The organism is Enterococcus sp. HMSC061C05 (assembly GCF_001814765.1).
GTDB classification, from domain to species: domain Bacteria; phylum Bacillota; class Bacilli; order Lactobacillales; family Enterococcaceae; genus Enterococcus_B; species Enterococcus_B lactis.
Window position 1 is genome coordinate 13,524 of the sequence record NZ_KV817749.1, and the last position, 25,782, is coordinate 39,305.

Annotated in this window: 21 protein-coding genes; 3 read left to right on the plus strand and 18 right to left on the minus strand. The window is 39.3% G+C overall.

Going from position 1 to position 25,782, the window contains the following annotated elements:
* Positions 1-12 precede the first annotated feature (12 nt).
* Genes HMPREF2988_RS09185 through xylA form a run of 3 tightly spaced genes read right to left on the minus strand, consistent with a single transcriptional unit; the run spans position 13 to position 4,239 of the window.
* On the minus strand, positions 13-1,311 hold the full coding sequence (locus HMPREF2988_RS09185) for an ABC transporter substrate-binding protein (protein WP_070770490.1): 1,299 nt from the start codon (positions 1,309-1,311) through the stop codon (positions 13-15).
* On the minus strand, positions 1,308-2,918 hold the full coding sequence (locus HMPREF2988_RS09190; protein ID WP_070770491.1) for a glycoside hydrolase family 43 protein: 1,611 nt from the start codon (positions 2,916-2,918) through the stop codon (positions 1,308-1,310). The genes HMPREF2988_RS09185 and HMPREF2988_RS09190 overlap by 4 nt, the downstream gene beginning before the upstream one ends.
* A 13-nt stretch (positions 2,919-2,931) precedes the next feature.
* A complete protein-coding gene (gene xylA, locus HMPREF2988_RS09195) occupies positions 2,932-4,239 on the minus strand; it encodes a xylose isomerase (RefSeq protein WP_070770492.1) in 1,308 nt (435 codons plus the stop codon).
* A gap of 221 nt (positions 4,240-4,460) precedes the next feature.
* Here xylA and HMPREF2988_RS09200 point away from each other — a divergent pair, with 221 nt between their 5' ends.
* A complete protein-coding gene (locus HMPREF2988_RS09200; RefSeq protein ID WP_070770494.1) occupies positions 4,461-5,621 on the plus strand; it encodes an ROK family transcriptional regulator in 1,161 nt (386 codons plus the stop codon).
* A 295-nt stretch (positions 5,622-5,916) separates the two neighbouring features.
* Here the strand turns inward: HMPREF2988_RS09200 and HMPREF2988_RS09205 are convergent, their stop codons facing one another.
* The 13 genes from HMPREF2988_RS09205 to HMPREF2988_RS09265 all read right to left on the minus strand — a co-directional run bounded on the left by HMPREF2988_RS09205 (position 5,917) and on the right by HMPREF2988_RS09265 (position 21,607).
* Positions 5,917-6,249 carry a DUF4176 domain-containing protein gene (locus tag HMPREF2988_RS09205; RefSeq protein WP_070770495.1) on the minus strand — a complete coding sequence of 111 codons (333 nt, stop codon included), beginning with the start codon at positions 6,247-6,249 and terminating at the stop codon, positions 5,917-5,919.
* Positions 6,242-7,135 (minus strand): DUF4176 domain-containing protein, encoded by an 894-nt coding sequence (locus HMPREF2988_RS09210; protein WP_242423128.1) that lies wholly within the window; start codon positions 7,133-7,135, stop codon positions 6,242-6,244. The genes HMPREF2988_RS09205 and HMPREF2988_RS09210 overlap by 8 nt, the downstream gene beginning before the upstream one ends.
* Before the next feature lie 5 nt (positions 7,136-7,140).
* Complete coding sequence (locus tag HMPREF2988_RS09215; RefSeq protein WP_070770496.1) at positions 7,141-8,679, minus strand: T7SS effector LXG polymorphic toxin; 1,539 nt, start codon at positions 8,677-8,679, stop codon at positions 7,141-7,143.
* Positions 8,670-9,032, minus strand: a complete 363-nt coding sequence (locus HMPREF2988_RS09220; protein WP_065772571.1) for a hypothetical protein — start codon at positions 9,030-9,032, stop codon at positions 8,670-8,672. The genes HMPREF2988_RS09215 and HMPREF2988_RS09220 overlap by 10 nt, the downstream gene beginning before the upstream one ends.
* A gap of 12 nt (positions 9,033-9,044) precedes the next feature.
* Positions 9,045-9,299 (minus strand): hypothetical protein, encoded by a 255-nt coding sequence (locus HMPREF2988_RS09225; RefSeq protein WP_002310505.1) that lies wholly within the window; start codon positions 9,297-9,299, stop codon positions 9,045-9,047.
* A 3-nt stretch (positions 9,300-9,302) separates the two neighbouring features.
* The gene (locus HMPREF2988_RS09230) at positions 9,303-9,725 is read right to left on the minus strand and encodes a DUF4176 domain-containing protein (RefSeq protein ID WP_083314633.1); all 423 of its coding nucleotides are present in this window, start codon (positions 9,723-9,725) and stop codon (positions 9,303-9,305) included.
* Positions 9,725-14,155 (minus strand): type VII secretion protein EssC, encoded by a 4,431-nt coding sequence (gene essC / locus HMPREF2988_RS09235; RefSeq protein ID WP_180363529.1) that lies wholly within the window; start codon positions 14,153-14,155, stop codon positions 9,725-9,727. Before essC ends, HMPREF2988_RS09230 begins: the two co-directional genes overlap by 1 nt.
* Positions 14,136-15,305 carry a type VII secretion protein EssB gene (essB, locus tag HMPREF2988_RS09240; protein ID WP_070770499.1) on the minus strand — a complete coding sequence of 390 codons (1,170 nt, stop codon included), beginning with the start codon at positions 15,303-15,305 and terminating at the stop codon, positions 14,136-14,138. The genes essC and essB overlap by 20 nt, the downstream gene beginning before the upstream one ends.
* Positions 15,302-15,580, minus strand: coding sequence for an EsaB/YukD family protein (locus HMPREF2988_RS09245; protein ID WP_002320467.1), 279 nt, complete (start codon positions 15,578-15,580; stop codon positions 15,302-15,304). Before HMPREF2988_RS09245 ends, essB begins: the two co-directional genes overlap by 4 nt.
* Position 15,581: 1 nt before the next feature.
* Positions 15,582-16,091 (minus strand): hypothetical protein, encoded by a 510-nt coding sequence (locus HMPREF2988_RS09250; RefSeq protein ID WP_070770500.1) that lies wholly within the window; start codon positions 16,089-16,091, stop codon positions 15,582-15,584.
* Positions 16,088-19,486, minus strand: coding sequence for a type VII secretion protein EsaA (gene esaA, locus HMPREF2988_RS09255; RefSeq protein WP_070770501.1), 3,399 nt, complete (start codon positions 19,484-19,486; stop codon positions 16,088-16,090). The genes HMPREF2988_RS09250 and esaA overlap by 4 nt, the downstream gene beginning before the upstream one ends.
* Before the next feature lie 380 nt (positions 19,487-19,866).
* Positions 19,867-20,160: a WXG100 family type VII secretion target gene (locus HMPREF2988_RS09260; RefSeq protein WP_002310516.1), complete on the minus strand. Its 294-nt coding sequence runs from the start codon at positions 20,158-20,160 to the stop codon at positions 19,867-19,869.
* Positions 20,161-20,719: 559 nt separating this feature from the next.
* Positions 20,720-21,607 (minus strand): Rgg family transcriptional regulator, encoded by an 888-nt coding sequence (locus HMPREF2988_RS09265; RefSeq protein ID WP_002329812.1) that lies wholly within the window; start codon positions 21,605-21,607, stop codon positions 20,720-20,722.
* 459 nt (positions 21,608-22,066) lie between these two features.
* Between HMPREF2988_RS09265 and HMPREF2988_RS09270 the strand changes: the two genes are divergently transcribed.
* Positions 22,067-22,774 (plus strand): AzlC family ABC transporter permease, encoded by a 708-nt coding sequence (locus HMPREF2988_RS09270; RefSeq protein ID WP_002332246.1) that lies wholly within the window; start codon positions 22,067-22,069, stop codon positions 22,772-22,774.
* Positions 22,761-23,084: an AzlD domain-containing protein gene (locus tag HMPREF2988_RS09275; protein WP_002332245.1), complete on the plus strand. Its 324-nt coding sequence runs from the start codon at positions 22,761-22,763 to the stop codon at positions 23,082-23,084. Before HMPREF2988_RS09270 ends, HMPREF2988_RS09275 begins: the two co-directional genes overlap by 14 nt.
* A gap of 84 nt (positions 23,085-23,168) precedes the next feature.
* Here the strand turns inward: HMPREF2988_RS09275 and HMPREF2988_RS09280 are convergent, their stop codons facing one another.
* The gene (locus HMPREF2988_RS09280; RefSeq protein ID WP_070770503.1) at positions 23,169-24,206 is read right to left on the minus strand and encodes a zinc-binding alcohol dehydrogenase family protein; all 1,038 of its coding nucleotides are present in this window, start codon (positions 24,204-24,206) and stop codon (positions 23,169-23,171) included.
* A gap of 325 nt (positions 24,207-24,531) precedes the next feature.
* Positions 24,532-25,515: a tRNA dihydrouridine synthase gene (locus tag HMPREF2988_RS09285; RefSeq protein WP_070770504.1), complete on the minus strand. Its 984-nt coding sequence runs from the start codon at positions 25,513-25,515 to the stop codon at positions 24,532-24,534.
* Positions 25,516-25,782: the final 267 nt, after the last annotated feature.

Consider the following 25,782-nt stretch of genomic DNA (forward strand, 5'->3'; position numbering starts at 1 on the left):
CAACTGTCCCAGCTAATCGATTTCTAAATCAGGATAAGCATTCGCTACGGCATCTTTGAAATTTTGGATAGCCGATTCTTTGTCCGTCTCTCCTTTAGAATAAGGTGTCAAGCAATGGTCGATAAACAACGTTTCGATTGTTTGATCATATTCAGTCAGAATTTTTGCATTGATTGATTGGACCATTTCAGAAAATTCATCATAATGGTTTTGCCCGCCCAGAAAGTCTTCCTGGTAAGACGATTTGATTGCTTCTACTACCCGTTCATTCGATACAAAGTCTCCCGTATCTTTTGCCCATTGTTCCAAAAATTCTGGGTCAGTAGTTAGATATTGGATCAGCGCTGCTGCTTCTTCTTTCATTTCTGAGGTGTCCGTGGCACCGATCCATGTACCACCCCAAAACCAAGAAGAAGGTCCTTGGATCATCCGCCAATCCCCTTCTGTTGTTCTAGAGCCGTCTGCCGAAGCAGCATTTTGTTTCAACCAATAATGTAATCCCCATGTAGGCAGACTATATCCAAAGTCTGTCTCGCCATTCATTCCAGCAAACCATGCTTCTGATTGACCTTCTGTATCTTTCGTCAAATCTTCTTCAACAAATCGCCGTGAAATATCCATTAATTCATGAAGTTTATCATCGATGATTAGCTTTTCATCTTCCACCCATCCTGATTCCCGCATGCCAAAAAATGGTTTTGCTAAGTCTTGGACACTGGAGATCATCTGGACAGTCCCACCACTGTTTTCTTTGACTTCTTTTGCCACTTCATAAAATTTCTCGTAATCAGCTATTTGCGCTTGCATCTGGTCTGCGTCTGTGATCCCTAAAAGTGATTCTGCAAGAGAAGCACGATAATAAAATCCGCCAGGCGCTGCTTGCCAAGCTAAAGCATGTAAAGTCCCTTCTCTGCTAGTTCCGACATCCTTGACATATAAGTAGGTATCACTTGCCGCTTCTTCCAGACCGTATTCTCCTAGATCAGCCATCAATCCCGATTCGACGTATTTCTTTACGAACGCAGATTCTAAGGCAATGACATCAGGCGCATTTCTTGTTCCTAACACTGGATCTAATTTAGTCTCAAATTGATCAGAAGGGATCTCTACGATCTTTATCTCGTAATCCAAAGATTCATGAGCTGGCAAATAATATTCATTGATCATCGTCGAAAGTTCGTCTGTGAACGTCCACACAGTCAATTCTAAATTGTCTTCTGAAGAACGTTCAGAGCTCGTTCCGCAAGCAGTTAGTACGCCTATCAGACTGACTCCTAATAAAGCGACACTCAGCTTCTTCCATTGTTTCATGGCTTCCCTCCTTTTTCTTCATACGAAAAGAAATCAAAATCTGCAGCCAGTCTTGCGCCGGAAGTATCGATGGCAAACATACCAACAAATGCTCCCGTGAAAAATCCTTCTTGGGTTTCAGCAGTATAATCATCGGAAAGTTTTAAGCTATCAAAAGTATGACCAACGTCTATCCATACTTTCCCGTCGAATGAATAAGAATAACGATATGTCTCATAAGAAACAATAGTTTTTAAATATACAGCGCTTACATTATCGGGTGTAGGGATAATTCCGACTGGTTCACATAATTGTCCATTGTCACAATCTAAAAGAGCGATGACCCGTCCCTTCTCTTCATCATGTGTGAGATGGATGCTTGACCAGTTCTTAGTATTGTAATAATTCGTCATTCCTGCTAGTTGCATAAAATTCTCAGGTGAACATTCTACTTTCGTCACGGCTTCAAATGAAAAATGCTGCCATCGTCTAGCAACTAAAGATTTGGTGAACAGCGAATGGAATGATTCTCGACCAAACAGTCTCAAATAACCTTTCCGCTCAGTCAAACTACCGATTTCTTCGGTAAAGGGAATCCTTAATGTTTGAAAATGCAGAGGGAGCTGTTCTTGATCGAATGATTCTTTGATAGGTGTTTTTTCCCACATCTGTTCTGGTATGGACGGGCTTTCCACTGTATTTTTTGGAAAATTCCCTTCAATTATATACGGCCATCCCCCTTTCCACTCTATTTTTTGGATCGCAGTTTCCCTTCCTAAGGGGCAATACCCTCTGTTTTCTAAAAGCGGTGTTTCTTTGTATTTTAGTGGTCTAGCTGTCAAATGGACAAAATACCATTCATCTGTATGTGTCTGAACGAACGACCCATGACCTGCTTTTTGCAAAGGCAGTTCGGGATATGACCAAGAAGTAATCAACGGATTCTCTGGATGGATTTCGTACGGACCCTCGATTTTCTTTGATCGGGCAATGGTTGCCGCATGTTCATACTTCGTGCCACCTTCTGCAGTCAGCAAATAGTAATAGCCGTTGATTTTATAAAGATGAGGTGCTTCTGTCAATTTTCGATTCGTCCCTTTAAAGATGATCTTTGATGGAACAATCAATTTTCTTTCTTCTGGTGAATATTCTTGAAGGGCGATTCCATAGAAAGAATGACGAGTAGGACGATAATCCCAAACCATATTGACCAAGTACTTTTTCCCATCTTCCTCATGGAACAAGGAAGGATCGAATCCTGAGCTATTCAAATAGATTGGATCTGTCCATTTTCCGTCGATGGTATCACATGTAATCAAATAATTGTTCACGTCTTTCCAACTACCACTCAATTCCTTGACATCGGAATAGATCAGCCAGAATTTCCCATCGTGATAACTCAAAGCAGGAGCCCAGACACCTCCAGAATCCGGGTTCCCTAACATATTCAGCTGACTTGTTCGGTTGACAGGCGTACTTACCAAGTGCCAATGTTTTAAATCCTTTGAATGATAGATCATGACACCTGGGAACCATTCAAAAGTAGAAACAGCGATATAATAATCTTTCCCAACACGACAAACACTAGGATCTGGATGGAATCCAGTTAAAATCGGGTTATTTATCATAAAGAATTCCTTTCTATACTAGGTAATCGTTCAAACGCGACTTGATCCATTCTAAGTGACTTGACTCATTCTTTATTTGGTCATGTACTAAAGCATACTCTGTCAGTGATTCAAGATCTTCCTGATCCATGACGATCCGTTCTCCCACACCTGATTTATAGCTTGCATAACGTTTTTCTTTAATTGTTTCGAAAAACTCCTCTTCTAGCAATCGTGCGGCAGCTTTCAATCCTCGTGCAAAGGTATCCATTCCAGCAATATGCGCAAGTAACAGATCTTCCATCTCAAAGGAAGAACGTCGTACTTTCGAATCAAAGTTGATTCCTCCTGGTGCGATCCCGCCATTTTTCAAAATTTCGTACATGGCTAGCGTCGTGTCATAAATATTGGTTGGAAATTCATCTGTATCCCACCCTAGAAGAAGATCTCCTTGATTGGCATCGATTGATCCCAAAGCATCATAGCATCGGGCAACAGTCAATTCATGTTCAAAGGTGTGGCCTGCCAAAGTCGCATGATTTGCTTCAAGATTGAGTTTGAAGTCTCCTGATAAATCATATTTCTGGATAAATGCCATTGTCGTAGCAGCGTCAAAGTCATATTGATGTTTCGAAGGTTCTTTGGGCTTAGGTTCGATCAAAAATTGCGGTTTATGTTCGATTTTTTCACCATATGCCACCGCCATTTTGAATAACCGCGCAATATTGTCCTGTTCGAATCTCATATCGGTGTTCAGCAAAGACTCATAACCTTCTCGTCCGCCCCAGAAGACGTAGTTCTTTCCATTTAGCTTTTTACTGACATCTAATCCTTTCTTTACTTGAGCTGCAGCATAAGCAAAAACTTCTGCGTTGCTTGACGAAGCTGCTCCATGGACAAAACGCGGATGAGAAAATAAATTGGCGGTATTCCAAAGCAACTTGATCCCAGTCTGTTCCATTTTTTCTTTGATCAAATCTGTGATGGTATCTATGTTTTGGAAAAATTCTTCTAAAGAATCCCCAGCTGGAGCAATGTCTACATCATGGAAACAAAAATATTCGATATGCAATTTTTCAAGAAGTTCAAAAAATGCTTCTACTCGGTTTTTCGCTGTTTCTAATGGATTCTCACCTTCCCAAGAGCGAATATTCACAGGGTCGCCGAATGGATCAGAGCCGTCTTGCGTCATCGTGTGCCAGTAAGCAGCTGCAAATCGTAAATGTTCTTTCATTGGTTTCCCCAAGATTTCTTGTTCAGGATCATAATGACGATAAGCAAATGGATTTTCTGTTCTTGGCCCTTCATACTTTACTTCTTTGATCATCGGAAAATAACTCATCTTGTTCCTCCTTGTTTTTAGTTGATTAGTACACTAAACTAATTTACAATTGCATCATAAGCGACTTTCTTTATCTTTGTCAAGCGCTTTCAAAAAATTCATTTGTCATTTAATTGATTCTTTTTTTATAACAAATGTTTCATTGTCGAATGGAATAAGACACGCTATACTTTAACATATAACGTTGGTTTTACTAGCAGAGGACCAAGAAAGGAACTTCTATGATCTCAAGTAAATATACGATTCGCGAATTGAACCAAGCAACGCTTTTAAAAACGATTATTGACAAAAAAGAAGTATTTCGCGCAGAATTAGCCACTGCAACAGGGTTGAACAAAGCATCTGTGTCAGACATCACTAAAAAACTTCTAGATGATCAGCTGATTGTTGAAACCCGTGTCGGAGATGCCTCCACTGCAGGAGGAAGAAAGCCGATCATGCTGACTTTCAATCCCCAATCTGCCACAGCTCTTTCTTTTGATATTGGCTATAATTATTTAGAAGGAATGCTTTCTTATATTGACGGCACTGTCCTCTCTTCGATCTCTAAGCGTCGGATCACGATTGATGCTACAAACGTGTTTGATCACATTCAAGAGTCAATCCATCAATTGATAAGAGACTTGCCAGAAACGCCACATGGAATTGTCGGGATGACGATCGGTATCCACGGCGTAGTTTTCGAAGACCACCCAATTTTTACGCCCTATTATGATCTGCACAAAATCGATTTACAAAAAGAATTAGCTGATCATTATGACTTTCCTATTTACCTACATAACGAAGCAAACTTGGCTGCTTTGGGAGAATACACCTTCTCTTCCCATTATCAAAACCTTGTAAGTATTAGTATACACAGTGGTATTGGCTGCGGGATCGTGGCATCTGGGAAATTGCAAGTCGGCAAACATGGAAAGGCTGGGGAACTTGGTCACTCGATTTTATACCCTGATGGTCGGCCTTGTCCTTGTGGGAATTCAGGATGCTTGGAACAATATGCTTCCAGCAAAGCTGTTTATGAAGAATTCGCCCAGTTAAAAGGGTTAGACTATGTCAACTCAGATATCTTGACTGATTATGTCAAAAAGGGAGACACAGATGCCACAGCTCTACTCAAGAAAAATGCTGCCCTGTTAAGCATCGGGATCAATAATATCATCATGATGTATGACCCAGATGTGATCGTCATCAACAGTAAGCTTTACGAAAAAAATCCGCAAATGATCGAACAAATCCATGCGAACTTGACAAGCCAGTTTACGAAAGACATTTTGGTACGCAACACCCGTTTGAAAGGCAATGCGATTTTATACGGTGCCTTGGCAGTCACTGCTCAGCACTTCTTGAATATACGGAAGTTGAAGTTGGGAAAAGAAAAATAACTTTTCTATAATCAAAAAAAGGGCAGTCTTGCTTTAATGAGGACTGACCTTTTTTTGATTGAATGTTATTTTTCTATTAACCAATTAGCTATCTCCTAATTCCTCATCGAATGGCATTCTTTTACGTCCCAAATGATCATAATGGATGTTCTCGCGGTATAATTGTTTTTCATTTGAACAGCTAGTAATTTGTTCTAATGTTTGAAGTCCTACTATGTACTTCTAAAAAGAGGAAACCTTCCTCTTTTTAGAAAGAATTGCAGTACTGCTTTCTTTAAAACATTTTGCAAAACAATTAGAAACCAAATGTTTCAGTCGCTTGGCTTTCTTTTTTTGCAGAAGAATCAAGGTCGTTTTTCCATTCTTGGTATATCTCTAAAAATCGTTCCTCTTCTTCATCCGAATATCCTTTGAATATTACTTTATCGATGTTTTCATGATTAAAGAAAATAGTCGTTTCTGGATTCAAGCCCGTTGGATATAAGGCAGCCATATAATCTGCAAAGGTATCTTTTCCAGTCACTTGATCTGTGTATACCACACCTCGCCCTACTACTACTAATTTCTGTAATCCTTCTTCCAATAACACGATGCTTCCTAATGGTAATAATTCTTGTTTTTTAGTCATCTTCTCTCTCCTCTTTTTCTGTACCTTTTATATGCTTATTAAAATATTTCTCTCCGTACCATTCCAATTGTGTTTTGCCTTCCCATTCGCGATATTCTTCAGGATATTTATATTTGTAATAACCGTGTAAAAGATATGGGAAGAATAAGTAGGCTTCTGCTACAATGAATCCTATATTACACGCAAACCACATGCCTAAAACACTTACAAAACCAAATATATCTGATTTTATCCCATCGTCACTAGGAAAGAAAAACTTCCATACAATAACCACTATGACTATTATCCAACCGTATTTCATTACTAATTGAATAATTTTCTCTATAAAGTTATCTATTTTATTTTTTTCATTTAATTTCATTTCAAGCATATTCTTATTTAGAGAATTCATCTTACTTTTGATAACTATATATCCAATTATACATATTAATGCTAAATAAATTCCCATTCCAATTAAACTTAGTGCCTTTAGAAAAAAAGTAATGAAGAATAAATTTGCCTCTAATAGTAACCAAAGTAAATAGTTATTACAGGTACTCATTGTAACAAAGATTTTTGTGCTAACATTTCTGTCATTCTTATATCTTGTATATAACCATATACACAAGTATCCAAATAAAAATATCCAAAAAATGGCTTTTGGCAACAAATTTACTTCGGCTGCTGGAACAAAACTATCTTTGTCTGGATGATTCATTCCATAATCAGTGGCTAATACAAACCCGTACTGAATAGCCACCATAATGATAGCTATGAATACTAATAAGATTTTTCTTTTTCCATTGTATAATGATCTCTTTTCAGTATCCTTTATCATATACATAACTAGTTGATCGTCTAATAAGTTTAAGCTTTGCTCAAAGGTTGCATTGAATAATTTTTTCATGTCCATCACCAACTAAATCGAATCTTAAGTATTTCAACCGAAGATAGTGCCTTTCCAATTGTTTTTCCAACTTGTTGAACATCATCATATACCTGTTCAACTGTGTTAATACTCTGTTCTGTTATTTTCCCCACTTTTTTAGATACATCATCTACAACTTTAATCGATTTATCATATAATTTATAAGCTCCATCTTTAATATCATCATACATATTCGGCCATAAAAATTGGGCACCTTTATTAATTAAACCCATAGTTCCACCCACAATCGCTCCAAATGGACCTACCACAGCTCCTCCTATCGTCATCCCTTCCAGCGGTCCGATACTTTTCACGGTATCAATCGCCCCGCCAATCACTCCTTTGCCGATACTACCTGTTTTTCCATATTCATTGACACCACTCGAGACAAATGTCACCCCAAGTTGTGCATAGGTCGCCACTTGCGCAGCTGTACCTAATCCTTTCGCCACTCCCCAATTCTTAGCTCCTTGTATAAATTGAGAATTTTTCAAACTTTCATTGACATAAGTTTTTATAGGATTCGTCATTTTGTTGAACCATTGATACCCTTTACCAAGGGTGTCTATTTTAGGAATCCATTTTCCTTGGGTTATAGCTTGTCCAAATGATTCATATTTAGCTAATCCATTGATTAACTTGGTTTGTGCTTTCGAAGGCAACTTATCCGCAAGCATCCAAAATTCGTCATTTTTCATTAACTTATCTACCAATGCCTTTGGATATAGTGCTAATAATTGATCTAATCGTTTCATATTTTCTGTTTTTCCACTTTTCAATGGATTCATTAGTTCTTCTACTTGCTGATATAATTCCAGGAAAGCATTACTGCTGTATGCATCGATCTGTTCTTTTGCATTTGGTTTTATTTGCTCAAACCAACTTCTATCAAACCCTTTCGGTAATACATACGAACCATCACGATTGACTGTGGTGTTGTTCAATACCATCACCGCTTGCATCGCAAGTTCCAATTCTTCTAAGCTGCTTGTAAACAAATGCTTCGTTTTTGCATCGAATTCTTTTAACTGGTTCAATTTCTTTTGTATCCGTACGATATCTCGCTGATAGCTTTCGGCTCTTCTCAAGAAATCTTGTTGCTGGTTTCTTAACATTTCCGCGATTGTCGGGAGCGGGATATTGGCCAAGGCTCCTGCTGTGTGAGCTGCGTTTTCCAATGAAGCTTTCGAACGTTGTAAGATGGTCAATTGCTGTTTCAGATTCTCTTCATCCAAATAGCCTTCACTAGCAATGAAGCTGTTGGCCGCTGAAAATTGGTTCAGCTCCTGTTGGATCGTGTCAATGGCACTAGACACACGTTTGATCGTCGGCAGGATCAAGTCTGAAAACAGCCCTTTTCCTGCATTGTAGGCAGCTCCGGACAAGGTATGACCATCAATGGCAGCGATCAGTTGTTGGCTTCCTACATTCAGTTGCCTGATAGTCGTTCGAGCGATGGATAGATTGGCAGACAGCGAACTTTTTAAAGTTGAAGCGTCTTTGCTGGAGTAGATTAATCCCATGGAAGCTTATTCCTTTCCTCTTGAAATTGTATTCGTTCTTCGTTTAACTGTTCTGTCATACTAAAGCATTCTTGGTTGAACTCTTGATTCTTTTGTTGTAAATATTGTTTCAATTTCCTTTGCCTATCAGTCAACTCTTCTTGAAACCAGCTAGCTTCTCTATTGCCACCGCTAACTAGTTCTTGATTCAAGTTTTGCAAGTTGCGCAAGTCTCGCACTAAGTCACCTTCTAGCAACTCAGATAAATCTTGTAATTGTCTTTTTGTATGGGTCAATACGTCTATTTGTTGTTCTGTTTCTATAATTTTTTGATTATATTCGGTTCTTAACTTAGAATTATTTGTTTGTTCCATATTAATAACCTCTTATTTAAATTTTGTCTGGCTATCTCGTGATGCAATAGCAGCTGCTAATTTCGGAAATTTATTTGCTTGTATATTGATACAGTCGACAAGTTTCGATAAATTCGTTAGCATCTGGTTGCTCACTTGCGCTCCTTTTTTCATTCCAGAAAGATTACTTTTTTCTAATGTGCATTGGTACCCACTGCTAACAGATACTTTATTTATCCCCGAAGCTGCTGCTTGAGCTGCTCCTTGGTTTGAAGCGATTTTTACCATAAACTATCCCTCTTGCTTTCTAAATTTATAGAACGGATCTTCTTTTAGCTTCTCATCTTCATACTCATCTTGGATTTCTTCTGTTTCTTGAGGTTCTGGAGTCATCTTCTCTACAGAAGAAGCTTGATTTGCCATTGCGTTAGTCATTCGCCTAATCAACTCTTCTAAAAACTGAGAATCTGTTTCATTTGAATAGCCTTCAAAAACAACGTCTAAAATATCTCCAAATTCAATAGAAAAGATCTCCTCACTGGGTATATCTCCAAAAGGATGTGGTGCTACTTTGTATCTTGAGATGATCTTTCCCTGTTCATTTTTAGCAATAGCTCGTGCCACAACTAGATAAAGCCTTGTGCCGTATATTTCTTCGTTGTCTAAACGTACCATACTCCCTAATGGTAAAAATGCTGTACTTAATTGTTCCATCAATCTTTTACCTCCGTTGGAATCACAATTTGTGCTAAACTATCTTCTTCTAAACGATGTAAAACATTTATTGGTACAGGTAAATTTTGTTGGTTATACGGGATGTTTCCCACAAAAGACTGCTTTTGCAAAATACCTCCAAAAAGTATTTGAGATATATTTTCTTTGAGTAAGGTGACAAAACTACCATAAGTTGCATCGATTTTTGTTAAATTATCAAAAACGATTACTTGTAACTGCTCTTTCCCGTTGGCTAATACCTGCGCAACTTCTTCAGCGTCCAAAGATAATTTATCTGTAAAATTCACTAACCCATTCACAACCACCAAGCGCTTCTTCACGTTACTTTCTAACATAGCGTCTATCGCTTCTTTCAATTCGACATTTTGGTGACTGATTTGTGTTCGATCAATGTAAACTGCTACCTTGTCAGCTATTTTCTCTAAAGTACCTGAAGCATCAATGATGACAATATCTGCTTCTGATTGAAACCCTGTGACTTGTTGGATAAACCAAGGAGTCAATAGTTGGAATTGTCTATTGGATTCTGTGAAAATCCCCAATGTTTTTCCTTGAAATAAATGGAAAGACTCAGGTATTGATGATAACTTATTCAATCCTAAATAAAACGCATCTCTTTCTTTTTTCGGTACAAATCCATTAAATGTTTCATACGTCAATTCACTTGGAACCATCGGAATTTTTTCTGGTCTTACGCCATTCCATGCTTGTTCCATCGAAGATACTTCTTTTTCTAAATGTTCAAGAATTGCTGCATTATTTTCTCCTGCCACTGGTAAATAAATTTGGATAGCTGCGGGTTTATCGAGCACAACTTGGCCACGCCCATTAATTGCTTGAGGAACAAGGCTTGCACGACCTACTAAGCTGGTGATTTCCGTTTCATCATTCAAATATAGAGCTATTTTGGTAGAAATATTACTCAGCATATTCATACGAACGCTACCTACTCGATTGGCAGTAAAAATAAGATAGCATCCTAAACTCGCACCATCACGAAGTAGCTGCAGGAGTAGTCCATCGATTTTTTCCTTACGCGTATCATCCGTGCTTAGACCATCATAACTATCAAGGACTGTAACAACGATTGGTAATGTTATTTGCCTTTTCGTTTCATATTGTTCAAGATTTGCTACGCCGCATTCTTTGAATAACTGTTTTCTTTCTGTTAATACAAGAGAAATCCTATCCAACATTTTTTGCAGCTTTTCGTCTTCCTCCAAAGTGACAATGTCTGCTGTGTGAGGCAAATTTTTTAATGGCAATAGACCATTATTCCCAAAGTCCAATAAATGAAAGTGAATCTGTTCCGGCGTGTTCTGACGTGAAAGATTCATCGTAATCGTTTGCAATATTGTTGATTTTCCGTACCCCGGACTTGCAAATATAGCAGTGTGGCTAGCTTTTACCAAATCATAATTATAGATTTCTTGTGTTTGTTTGGACGGTATGTCTACTACTCCAAGCGGGATATCCATTTTTCTTTCTTTCGTTTCTTTCACAGACGGCGTCACGATCTGGTCTTCCAGATTGGGTAACCAAGGCTTCTCGGGGAGGATATAATCCGACTGTTGAAAAATTTGATCGATCTTGTCAATCACTGCCTCTAGTTGCGTTGGTAATTCGCTAGTATCTTTTCCTTGAATCACTTCCTCACCAGGATCATAGAGCACCTCTGATTGCCCTAAATCATTGATCATAAAAATCCGTTCGTCCACATTCTCTTCGATTATTTTGTCTGGATCATATGAAACACCGGCATAACCGCTTTGGAATAATTCATATACTTCATTTTCGCCAACTTTAAGATAACCACGACCAGGATTTATGATTTGAGCAGCATCTGGGGTTTTTAGTAATTCATTCGAATCTTGGACACTAGCCATTTTAAGTGCGATTTTACTTGTACTATTTGCTTCAATCTGGTCATTTACCACACCAGATGGCTTTTGTGTGGCTAGAATCAAATGGACTCCTAGCGATCGGCCGATTCGTGCTACTGAGGTCAATTCTTCTAAGAATTCAGGAACATTTGCTTTTAATTCAGCAAATTCATCTGAAACTAAAATCAAATGTGGTAATGGTTTACTAGGATAAGTGATAGCTGGATTAGGGTTTAGACGTTGTTTATATAAACTCATGTATCCATTGATATTGTTTACTCCATATTTAGCAAACTCTCTTTGTCTTTTGTTCAGTTCTGCTTTGATACTTGCCAATGCACGAGCCGTCCCTGCACCATCTAGATTAGTAATTGCCCCCATGAAATGAGGTAATTTTTCTAATGTATTTGCAATTCCTCCACCTTTCCAGTCAATAATCAGCATTCCGATATCCTCTGGAGAAAAATTAATCGCCAAACCTAGCAAATAGGTGGTCAAAAACTCCGATTTTCCTGAACCAGTCGTTCCTCCAACGAGTGCATGTGGACCATGAACCCGCTCATGCAGATCCCAATAGACATACTCCGATTTTCCTCTCCAACCAATCAAAGAACGAATTGATTTGTTTGGTTCAGCTTTCAACCAGCGAGTCCGAATAGAAAGTTCTTCTATTTTTTTCACTTCGTATTGATCTAATAAACTAAGACTTTCCGGCACCGCATTCTTCTCCACTTCCACGTGCTGCAGATTTGCTAAACGCTGGATGGCTTGCTCCAGTGGATAGCTAGTTGGCAGATGGTTTGGCAAGAAGGTCTGATTGATGTATTCGCTGTTTTGATTGATCAGGGTAGCAGATTCACTACTTTGATATTCGATGAGCGTTGTCGTTGTCTCCGGCAGCATGTTCAAGGCTTCTTTTCCCCAAATGACTGTCACACCGTAAAGACTCATGTCTTCAGCCAGAAATTCATTCAATCCATGACCTGAAAGCCAGCTTTCATCAAGGATCGAAAAAATGTAATGCGGCTGAAAAACAACTGTTTCATTTCCGGCTTCTTTGACTTGCTGGCGTCGCTTTGTCAGCATTTGATAAAAGGAATTCAGGACCATGTCCCGTGACTGTGCGTGATGGACGATTCCCCGAAGATTCAAATGTCGGATCTTCGTATGGGGCAGCCAGCGCCAGGCACTCCACTCCTTTTGATAATCCGCTTCCGGAACCAATGTGATGAATTCGACATCTCGGTACGAATGAAGAACCGATAATTGGAAAAGGATGGTTTGGACGGCGGTTCGCAGTACAGCAGATGTTCCTGCTAATCCTAGCGTCTGATCCTTTAGCGGAACGACGATTGGCGCTTCGTCCAACTGTTTATAAGGCCAGACGAGCTGTTCTTCTGCTTCTTTGCTCAAATCATCTTCTTCTGCTGGCTGGTAGTTCGTCTTGAAACTGGAGATGATTTCTCCTGTGCCCACTCGAATATTCAAAAAATCTTCATTGCGGCTCATACGCTCATAGATCCGCGCATGATATTCTTTAGCCATCACAGCCAAATCATCTATAGAAGGATTCATATACGCTAACGCTTCTTTTTGTTTTTGCTGCAGCTTGTTCAGTTCTGATTTTTTTTGAAGCATATACTGGCGGTAGGTGGTTTCCCGTTCCTCGTTTGTTCGTTTCGTTTCTTTTTTATTGGTCAGATAACTGGAAACTGAAAAACCAGCTGTCAATAGACTCGCACCACCCATGCTCAGCATCATGATCGGGTTTCCTCCGCTAAGAAAACTTGTGGCACCGCTTAAAACGACCATACCAAGTGGTGGCACGATTGTTTTCAATAAGTCATTCCTGCCTTCTGTTTCTTTTGGTTTCGGTGCAAGGATCTCGATTTCATTCGCTGGTTCTTTCAAATGGATACGCGGGCTTCTTCTAAAAAATGGGAAATCATCCGGATATTCGGGAAGAAACGTTTCTTCTACCAGTTTCCATGGATCCAGCTGATAGTTTGTGCCCAGACTGGTGAAACGCAGCTGCTTTTCCCGGACTTCGATCACTAAACGATCGACCATCAACCGATCTCCTACGCCAAACGAAAATGTACCTTCTTGTATAAGCTGATCGTTGTAGTAAACACGTTCCTTACTCGGATAGATCTTCAGCTGATATTCTTTGGTTTTAGGATCGATAGGAATTGAGATCAATGCATCTGTTTCTAAAAAAACTGCCGATTTTTTCGCTCCGGAGATCAGAAAATCTTTTTTTGGTTTATTCGTAAAAACAGTTTCCAGCTCTTCATGTCTTAAAATCAGCAAGTGTTCATCTGACTTGATTGGTTTTCCGTCACACAATAACTTCTGGTCTTCATAAGTGAAGCTTTGACCGTTAAGTACGACTTGACGCTGTTTCTCGGTGAGTTGTTCATGGACGAACGTTTCACCAAAATAAAAAATATCAAAGAGGATCTTTACAGATGTCCGGATTTGATCACTTAATGGGACGAACCGATCAGTTGGCTTCATTTCCATCTTCTCCTCCTAACAACTTCATGTATTTATTGATCTCTTCTTCATACTTTGTGAGCAATTCTTGTTTTTTCTCACCTTTCATCTTGTTGTTGGTCTTTGTTGCATCGTATAACTTGGTATAAGCGTGTAAGATATATTGATTGTCACCAAGATTCTTAGCGACATCCAGTGCCTTATCGAAGTTCCCTTTTCCAGCATAGATCCAGTAAAGCAATGTGTTGTCGCTCGATTTAAGGGACAAGTTATTTAAAATAGCTGCCTTTTGTTCATTGGACAAATTGTCCAGTTGTACGGCACTGACTGCGGCAACATATTTAGCACCAGTGGGCAGTTTTTCAGGTTCGTCTTCTTTCAACGTATTCAAAACACCAGCGTAATCATTGGCGATATATTGTGTCTCAGCAGAACTGATACGCTCTTGTGCCGGGAGTTTATCCAGAGCATAGATCCCTGTCGCAACAGCAAATCCGATTGTCGATACCCCCAATACCAAGCTGCTCCACTTAAAAATCTGATGATTTCTTTTACTGACCACTTGTGTTTCTTTGGCTCGTTTTTGCTTTTGCTTCAGAATCTCCGTTGCTAGCAACTGATCGATGATTTCGATCGTATCTGCTTCGTTTATTTTTTTTGTAAAGGCATCTTTCAGCGTACCGCTGCCTTCGATCAGCAGTTCATAGTTTAATCTAGGATGCAGGATATAAAGGACCAATGCCCGATATTGCTTGATAAAATCATCTTCTTCATTGATATAAGGGACGATCGTTTCCATAAATCCTCGGTGCCCGATAACTAGTTCTTCTCCACGAACGAATAGATTAGCAGGATGGAGGAAAGGCTGAGCTGGACGGTGTAGAAAATCCGTTAAGAAATGGATTTTTTGTGCCAGCAGCAAACGTTGGAAAAGTTCTTCTTTTTTGACGACTTGTTCAAGCGGCAAGGTAGCCGTTTCTTTTTTATAGCGAATAACCAGCTTTTCTTCTGTTGCTTCTATAATCTCTCCTGACAGCATTCGGATACCATGTGCTAAAAAGTGCTGATACTGTGTCAGTTTGTCCAGCCTATACTGATTGGCCTGCAGAGTCACCTCTACAGCGTTAGTCTCATTCATAAATCCAATGGTTTGGTCGATGTTCTGTATTTCTCTCACAGTGGGTTTTCCTCCCTGTTTTTTTGTCTTTCGATCACTTGTAACTGATCGCCATTGCCTAAAGAATAATCAGCTAAGATAGCCTCATTTCTCAAATGGATGGGTTTATTCAAAAGAGCCAATTCAAAATTTTCGGGAAGTCGGATATGAATGATTGGAAACGACTCTTGTAAAATTGTTTTCAGTCGTGCCACAGTGACTTGGCTTGGGACTTTCAGATCGATGATCCGATCAGCTGTATGCAGACTGATACTGATTGTTGTACCTTTTTCCATGCTACACGCCACTCCTGCTCCTTTTATTTTTGTGATAAGCTAATTGTTTCCCTAAAAATAGACCGATTCCTATGCATAGGCTTCCGCCAAGAACATAGCCGCTAAAGGTAACCAGCTGATTTACTTTCCTTTGCTGCATGGTCGAAGAAGAAGTACTTTGGACTGAAGCAACAGTGTCTCCTTCTTTGAAGAGATAAGGCATTACTTTTTGGTCAAGAGCTTCTGGCTCAGTCGTTTCCTCAAAAAATACTTTTTCCTGTGCAGTTGAGACCAGTTCTTTTTGTTTTGCTTTCAATTGCTGATCTTTCGCTTCTTTCTCCGCCAAAAACAAGTCGTTGATGGCAAATGAGACCTCGTTTCCGCCTGCTTCCGTTTGCTGATCCTCATAGATTACCTGATTGTTGATTGTAAGAGACCCTTGTTCAGCATGCACACGTGTTCCGTCGAAGCTAATAGGAAAAAGAACACTCAAAATACCGATGATCCAACAGATTTTTCTTTTTTTATTCATGATTCACGCTCTTTTCTATCTTGTTCTTCAGGAAGAACAATGAGATTCAGAAACAGTCCTAAAACAAGAAGGGTGGCGATCACAAGATAACTGACCCAACTGATACGTCCGCCATTCAGCAGGACTGTAAAACCATTTTGGATATTTTGGAGCGGTGACAGCCGATAGAGAAACTCGGTGAATGAACCTATTTTGACCGTCACTCCTAATAATGGTGTGAGTATGAAATACAATCCTAGAACGATGCCGTAACCATATAAGGTAAGTTTCTTGAATTGCCGTAAACAGCCTGTGACAAGCAGCTGCATGCTGGCAAAGGTCAAAAAGGCATAGCTGAACCACAACAAGCGATTCGCCGTGCCAGCACTTGCACTGGTAGCACCAGCATAAAAACCGGCAAGTAAGATCGTCACAAACGAAAGAAGGAAGACATTAGGAACGTTCAGCCATATCCTTGTCGGCTGAACCAGCAGATTGGCTTCTGTCACTTTACGTTTTTTCATAAATCCTAGTAATGAAAGCCCTGCGACCATAAGCAGAATCGCGCCAGTTAATGTTGCGTAATAAGGAACTAACGAGATTTGTCTTGTTTGTCCGAACACACCTTTTCCTTGGATCGGCCGTGACAGAAAATGGAAAACTTGTGTATTGTCTGCTCCGCCGTTTTTCGTGTTGGACAACACTTTTTCAAAGGTCTTTGCATATTCTTCGTTTTCTTTCGTTATTTGCTTCGATTGTTGAATCGATTGATCCAGATTGGTGAGGATCGTTGTTGCATTTGTCTGAACATCAGCTGTCGTTGTTTTTAATTCTTCGATTATCGGCGCGATATCTTTGACTTCTGCAGCAGATTTCTCGGTGCTAGCAGCCGTTTCTTTGGATGATCGCATTAGTTCTTGCATCGTTTGGACTAACGACTCTGTTTGGGTGGCAATTTGTTTCGTCTCGTTTTCTTCAGGATGCGGATTTTCTTCATTGATCACTGATGCGGCTTCGATTTTTGCTGTTTCGCCCCATGCATTGTATGAATCCTTGATTTGCCGGTTGGCATCTGTGAACCATCGATTCAATTTATCTGCTTCCTGTAGCAGTTTTTCCGGGATGGTCATCAGATTCAATGTGCCGTAAAGCGTAGGGCTGGCTTCTTCTTTATTCTGATCTGTTTCATGCCCAATGACCGCTTGCAGTCGATTGATCTGAGTCTCGGTGTCCTTGTAGATCCTGTCTCCTGATTTCTTGTATTCTTCATATAATTTATCGGTAATGACCGTTTGTTTCTCAGCATTCGTAATATTGTCATACCGACGATAGATCGACTGGTCTTTAGCTAATTCCAGAACTGTTTTCCCTTGATTTTCTGACGCACGGATCATGGCAGCATAAGACTGGACTGATAACGACTGGTTCGGATTACCGAAAAGAGTCGCGATTTGCTGCGCAGCAGTATCCAGTGCTTGTAAATGTGTCAGAATTTTAGGCACATCATCGATCAGCGGCTGATCCATCGGGAGATAGACGGCATAGTGATGATCGCTTTGGACCGTTTCGTTCCTGCACCATGAATAGTGAAGTTCATTATAAGATGTCGCTTGTTCTATTGAGTTCAAATGCCAGATGATCGGCAGGTTGACCGTGAATGTCATCTGTTTCGGCAATTCTTTTTCTTGCGGGTCATCTGTTGAATCTTGCGTACTTTCTTCCGTTTCTTCGATTTTTTCAGGTGCTGCGAATGTAAATTGATGATCTGAATGGTCGATGATCGTAGTTTGATAGCGATAAGGATGCAGTTCATCATTCACTAACTGTTCGATTTCTTGCAGCTTGGGACCATCTAGCATCACACTGACTTGTTCTTGCGAATCAGCTGGTAATTGGATCGAATAAGTATTCTCTTTTGTCGGGTCCATGGAAAGCGTGACTGTTTGCTGCGGAATGGTGATCATTTCAGGATGTCCTTGTCTAGGATCTAAATACGTGAAATGGACCTCTTTTCCCAATGGCTTGTTCAAATCATTGGCGTATTTTCGGACGATTGCCAGTTCATCCAAGTAAAGGGAAGCTTGATCAGGTGTGATCACTTGCTGTTTTGCTAATTCGTCCACTAACTGTTCCAAGCTCTTGTCTGGGATCTGAGCCAATGAGGTCTCTAGTGTTCCTTGATACTCAGCGTTCAATTTGGGTGCGTTCCCTCCCAAATCGGAAATCAGCTGGAGGATAGCTGTTTTCACTTGCTCGGTGGTTGCTGTATCAGGAGTAGCTGTAGGATCGTTATAATAAGTCGCTGCAATCTGGCTTTTCAACTGGGTTAACTGTTCTGTCTGGGCTTGTAGCTCACCGATTTCTGCCTGAAGTTCCGTGATTCTTTTTATTTGTGTCACTTGGAAAAGAACCGATTCTGATAAAAAACCGGCGTACACACCTGTGCTTTCTTGTTCATTGCTGGTATAAAAATCACCCAACTGGGACAAGATTGTTTCATTCAATTGATCGTGCTGCTTTTTATAGTCTGCCGTATCTGTTTCCCATTGTTCGTTGAGCTGCTTTTTTTGCATCGCTACTTGATCATTGAATTGTCTGATCGATTCTTTCAGTTTTTCATTTGCCTGCTTCGTGTAGTCCTCGACCGATTCTTTGACTGCTTCAGTCGATTGGCTGCCTTCTTCTAATCCTTGATTGTTTCTGTCCAGCAACTCTTTGACCGACTGGACAAAGGCTTGCTGCTGGGCAGTAAAAGACTGATTGTCTGTGTCTAAAATACTGGCTGTTTCCAGCACATTCGTATAATTGCCTGGGATTTCTTTGAATGGACTGTAAATAGATGATTCCAAATTCGTCTGATAGTTTACTTGTGTTCCGGCGATTTGATTCACGTTTTGCTGTGCTTCAAATAAATTCCCGACGATACTGGAAAAATACATTTGGATAATCCGCTGATTGAAGTCCGTTAAGATCATGTTGACATTGTCTTGAATCATTTGATTCGTGATTTCATTTTGTCCATCTCGAACTTGATATTCGATCAATGCTTTTTCCGGATTGATACTTTGCAGCGAGAGCAATTTTTCAGAAAAATCTTGGGGAATGATGATTTGCGCATCAAATTGCCCGCTTTCTACACCAGCTGTAGCGATGTTTCGAGTGGTGGTTTCCCAGCGATTTTTACTGTCTTTATTGATCAATGTCACAAAATCCGAACCTAATGAATAATTTTTGCCTTCAAATACTGCTCCTTTATCTTCGTTGACTAGTGCATATTGCATTTTCCCTGTAGGATCAGTTGTACTGATCGTGACATTATCATCTTTGAATCCTAAGTAAAGAAAGAAAAGCAGGAAAAATAAGCTAGCGGCAATTGTTAGAAATAATGAAATGTTCCTTCTAAAATCAGTTAACATCTAAACTCTTCCACTCCTTAAAATAAATGCGGTTAAAAACAATTGGCTCTACGCAGTAAGACAAATTTTTGCAGAAACTTCTTCAAAAGTTTGTACAAAAATTGGCCTTAGTGCAGATAGTTTCTCAGCGAACTTTTAGCCAAAAGCAGGAACAGTGAGGAGAGGCTGGAAAAATAGTGGCTCCAGCCTCTTCTTGCTCCTGAATCTGGCTTCATGTGCCGATTCAGTTTTTCAGTGAGAAGCGAACGCCATCAAAAAATGCAGAAAAACATTGTCATCCATTTTTTCTTACGATATTAAGCCGTGAGGAACGACCATGCTCGATGAGGTCATGTGTCTGCTGATCACTCAAAACTGAATAATTCTTATTGCCTTATTGCTTAAAATCCAAATGAGCCAGCGTCTTGACGATCCCGCTCTGCCACAGTGTCAGCATACTTGTTCAACTGTTGATTGATGCTTTCCAATAACTGCTCCATCTGTTTGACATTTCCTTCCAGCTGATTGTATTGCTCTAAATATGCTTGGAAGGCTTGTCCTTTCCATTGTTGAGCGATTTGTTGGTTCATGGAATTGACCTTTCTGATCGCATCTTGGATTTGAGATGCTGCCTGCTGGTAGACCTTTGCCTGTGATTTAAGCTGTTCGGGTGTGACTGCAATTGCTCCTGCCATGTTTGTTCCTCCTAATAAAAAGTTATTTTTTGTTACGCGTACATCATAAACTATTTTTTGTCTCTGTGGTCAAAATGTAGCATTCACGCACATCATGTGTCGTATACGACGTGTTATTTTGCCTCCTTCTTCCTCCTTTTTTGACTGGTCAAAAATCCAAGAAAAATAACTATACAAATTATTTCTAATCTCACATATTTTTCTAAGTATGACCTTTTTAAATTTATTACAAATCACTTTGAAATAATTCTTAAAAACTGGCTGATATTTTAATGTTTTATGTTCTTTCTCAAAAAAATATAAAAAAAACGGCTAATATTTACTTGACAATACTCCTCTATCCCCCTTTTCTTTCTATCCGGAACGAATATTCCTTCTTGTAAATGCAGATGTTCCTCCTTCGTTTTATATGTGGTGAATATTCTCCCATTTATTAAGTACGTAAATATTTGAAAAAATTTTTTTGATTTGATTTTTTATTGTCTCATTATCCTTTTGATATTTTTCATGCAAAAAAATAGCCAAGGTATTTGATGTAACACCTCGGCTGTCTCTCTTTTTATTTGTCTACTACTAGTAATTCGTCTAATTGAAAATCGATTTCATAGATTCTTTCTACATTTCTCAAAAGTTCATGATTCATTTTATGATATTTCGTTGCACCAAGTTGCTGACAAATCTGCAACGCTTGGTTTACTTTTTGTCTTCCTTTTTCATTTCCTTTGATCATCTCCCAGATTCCAGTGAGTAGGGAATACTGATTTCGCTCAAAGAACATATCTTCTTCTAAAAAGACTGCTTCAAGTTTTGAGATATATTTCCAAATTAGTCCGCGTTGTTGCTGCTGGATAAAATGGATAATCGCGTTTGCCAGCATCCGAAAGCTCTCATTCTTTCGATCCTTGCTGTTTTGATAAGCGGAAATACTGACTAATGCTTTATCTAACACTAAATCGATAAAGAATGGATCAAAAGCATACATACAATGATTGAATAACACCAACTCATAGTTCGTCCATGTCTGTGCATAAATCAGATACTGATAAACTTCTGAATCAGCAACATCAATTGGCTCATCTACTATACGAGCAATCAGTAATTTGCATAAACTAGCTAGATGTCTCTCCTTTTGAGTGATGTCTCCTTTTTCTTCGCACAGGCTGATCAAATGTTGCAATTCTTCTTTATCTTGATTCATAAATGCTAAAACCATTTCTTTCATCATCCGGTCCATGTTTGCCACTTCCGGCGGATAATCGAATATCCTCAGTTCATCATAACCAAGATTGAGTTTTTGTAAAAAATATGAAAATTTGCTAACTGTCGTGTCTGCTTGATTTTTTACAAACCGTTCGTAAACGGATCGGCTGACTTCCTTTCCGCATAATTCTGCTACGGAGATACCTTTTTGCTTTCGAACAAATTCGATGATCTCCCATACTTCCATTTTGCCAACTCCTTTATAAATATGGCTCTCCTTCAGTTGAAAACAATCGCAACATGATTTTGTATGAAATAACATATACCAATCCATCAGATCTTCATTTTTCATTTCTAAAAATCATTTTTTCGTAAGACGTTCCTTATTTTTCATAATATCATCGCTGTTAAAACCAATTGTTCATTTACCAGTATTTTTAAAAAAACTTAATCATAATAGTTGTTTTATAATTTTGCAATCCATTAGGGGATAAAGAATAAGCGGTAAAGCAATACATATAATACGTTATTTTATTTTCGCTATATGAAAAATACTCATTTTTATTTTTTCTAGTAGAATTTTATCTTCTAAGTATGCCCCTCGTATGAACTATTTACCATTGACAAACGTTAAACAAAAATTTAGAATATTCACAAGTTTGACGACAATTATGAAAATTTATGTCGTGCTAAAGGAGTTTTGTTATTGGATGAAAAGTTAGATATAAAAACTGCGATCAAAGACACGTTACCTACCGTTTTTGGTTATATCGGTATTGGACTTGCATTTGGTATCGTTGGGAAAGCTGCCGGGTTTCATCCGCTGGTCGTCACGTTGATGTCCCTGCTGATTTATGCTGGTTCCGCTCAATTTATCACGGTCAGCATGCTTGCTAGCCACAGTCCGTTGCTTTCCATCGTTCTCTCGACCTTTCTAGTCAATTCCCGAATGATTTTGATGAGTATGACGATTGCCCCTTATTTCAAGAAAAATCGGCTGCTTCAAAATCTGCTCATTGGCACATTGCTGACAGATGAAAGTTTCGCACTGGGAATGAATAAATTGAACTATACGGGACAAAAGTTAAATTTTCGTTGGATGAATACAGCTAATTGGATTTCTTATTTGACGTGGGTGGGTTCTTCTCTTGTTGGCGCACTTTTAGGTAATTTTATTACTGATCCGAAAAAGTTTGGTTTGGATTTCGCCATCGTCGCTATGTTTATCGGCTTACTTTATCTTCAAGTCATTTCTGATAGAAACACCTCTAAACGATTACAGTTGATTCTGATTGGTCTCACTTTGATTCTGGTATATATCGGACTGATTTTTATCCCAAGCAACTTAGTGATCGTAGTTGTAACACTTATCGGGTGCGGATTGGGGGTGTGGATCAAACATGCCTTCTTTTGAGTTTACATTGCTGACTATTTTAGGTTGTACTCTAGCGACTTGGCTTTCTAGGGTCCTACCGTTTGTCTTACTGAAAAAATTCGACTTACCGCAACCGTTGCTTGAGTATTTAAGTTTTGTTCCAATCGTCATTATGTCTGCTTTATGGTTCAGCAGTCTATTTACCCAAAATATCGGACATCTGCCACAGATCAATCTCGAAAATGCTTTGGCTTCGGTTCCTACTCTTTTAGCTGCTATTCTTTCAAAAAGCTTATTGGTGATCGTCTTGGTAGGTATTCTTTCCCTTTCATTGATTCGCTTATTATAAATAAAAAACAAGAGCTTATGGCAAATTACTGTCATGCGCTCTTGTTTTTTATTTATAATAAGAAGAAAATCGGCGTATTCCTACTTATCCGTTGAACGGACCACTAACAACGACTTTTCCTAACATATGTCCTGTTTCTACGTCTTTGGTTGCTTGTTTCAAGTTCTTCGCATTGATCCCATCTGAATAGACCTTGCTCAATGTACTGCGGATAATCCCTTCGTTTGCTAAAGCAGCAATGTGCGCTAAAGCTTCTCCTTGCGTTTCGACTTCATAGTTATAGTCTGTTTTAGCGAACATATACTCCCAGTCGAAACTGATAGATTGGTTTTTCCAAACACCTATGTCTAACGGCTCTTTTATCCCTACGATCGTTCCCACATGTCCAAATGGTCGGACAAGGTGCTTGATTTGATCAAAATAGCGGGTAATATCGAATAATACAGCGACATACTCTACTTGATCGATTCCTAATTCACGAAAACTTTTACTTAAGTCTTGATGATAATCGATTGGATAGTCTACGCCTGTTTTTTTCAGCCATTCAAAATTCTTCGGACTTGCAGTCGCATAGACTTCTAGACCAGCCCAATGCGCTAGCTGATTCAAAATCGAACCGACGCCCCCAGCTCCGTTGATCACTAAGATTTTTTTCCCGCGGTTGGCATTTTCTTCTGGAATCAGACCAAATTTTTCAAATAACAATTCATAAGCGGTCAATGAAGTCAATGGCAACGCTGCGGCTTCTTCATCTGACAGATTTTTCGGTGCAAGAGCGGCAATACGTTCGTCAACCAGTTGGTATTCTTGATTGCTTCCTGCTCTTGTTGTTGTACCTGCATAAAACACGCGATCGCCGACAGAAAATTTTTGCACTTCATCGCCTACAGCAACGACTTTCCCGACCCCATCAAACCCTAAGATACGCAAAGCATTTCTTATCCCATTATCTTGGCGAAGTTTCGTATCGACAGGATTGACAGATACTGCGTTGACTTTTACCAGAAGATCCTGTGAACTGGGTACAGGTACCTGTTCTTTTTCATCCATAAAGCTTTTTGGATCATCGATCGGCAGCCCTTCATAAAAACCGACTACTTTCATTAATTCCTTTTCTGACATACGAATTCCTCCTTAGCTTCATCAAGTTGGAGCATCCATACAGTGTTCATTTCAATATATATAGTATGTTATTTGTTCCACCTTTTTTATCCATCATAATTATTCTCTTACTTAAAGTAAACTATTTGCACTTTTTTGGTTAAAAAAGAGGTTGCGACAAGACTTTTGTCACAACCTCTTATAAACGGTGCTCAAAAGCTTACATCTGCGGTAATAAGTCCAACCAATTCAAAAACATTAGGAGCTATTTTTGTTTGGCTGTTCTTATTACTTGATGCAGGACAGCTTTTTCACAACCTCTGATTCGCGGTGTTCAAGCAAGAAATCATCGTTCACTGAAAAGTGTTGGATGTTCTGTTTCAAAGGTGTCTAAGATCTCTCGTACTTCATCGGTAGATTTCGTATTCATCAACTGAACACGCAAGTCATTTGCTCCAGGAAATCCTTTGATATAGATTTTAAAGAAACGATGCAGTCCTGTGATCGAACGCGGGATGATTTCTGAATAATGATCTTGCAGATCTAGTTGCAGACGAAGTAGGCCAATCAGTTCTTTTTCTGTATGTTCTCTCGGTTCTTTTTCAAATGCATAAGGATTTTTGAAAATCCCCCGGCCAATCATGATGCCATCTACGCCATATTTTTCAGCCAATTCTTCTCCTGTCCGGCGATCGGGGATATCTCCATTGATCGTGATTAGTGTTTGCGGAGCGATTTGGTCACGTAAAGCAATGATTTTAGGAATGACTTCCCAATGTGCATCTACTTTACTCATCTCTTTACGCGTACGCAAATGGACAGAAAGATTGGCTATATCTTGATGAAGTAGGTGACTGATCCATTCTTCCATCTCAGACATTTCCGTATAACCGATACGCGTCTTGACGCTAACAGGCAAACCGCCAGCTTTAGCTGCTTCAATCAATTGTGCCGCTACTTCTGGACGAAGGATTAAGCCACTGCCTTTTCCACGTTCTGCTACATTAGGAACTGGGCAGCCCATGTTGATATCGATTCCTTGGAAGCCCATTTCTGCCATAGCAATGCTCATTTCTCTAAAAAATTCTGGCTTGTCTCCCCAAATATGGGCAACCATCGGCTGTTCATCTTCTGTAAAGGTCAATCTTCCTCGTACACTATCTTTTCCATCTGGATGACAGAAACTGTCTGAGTTTGTAAACTCAGTAAAGAAGACATCCGGTGCTGCTGCATGCTTTACGACATGGCGAAATACAACATCTGTTACATCTTCCATTGGTGCTAAAACAAAAAAAGGCTTTGGCAGCTCTTTCCAAAAATTAGTAGTCATTTGTTTGTTACTCTCCATTCTATCAAGCAGTGAAGTCGCAATCTTTCTCAAAAACATTGTCATTATACTAGGAAACAAAAAAAGAAGCAAAGTGAACAGCTTAAAAGATGTTTCTGATTGAACAAAAAAGACTGTGACAAAAATCTTATCACAGTCCATTTTCCGGAATAAATGGTGTTCAATCAGCTGACCCTCGGTATTCGCTCAACAAGCGACAAAATATGAGGATCTATTTTCCCGTTTGTTTCTCTAATACTCAGGTCAAAA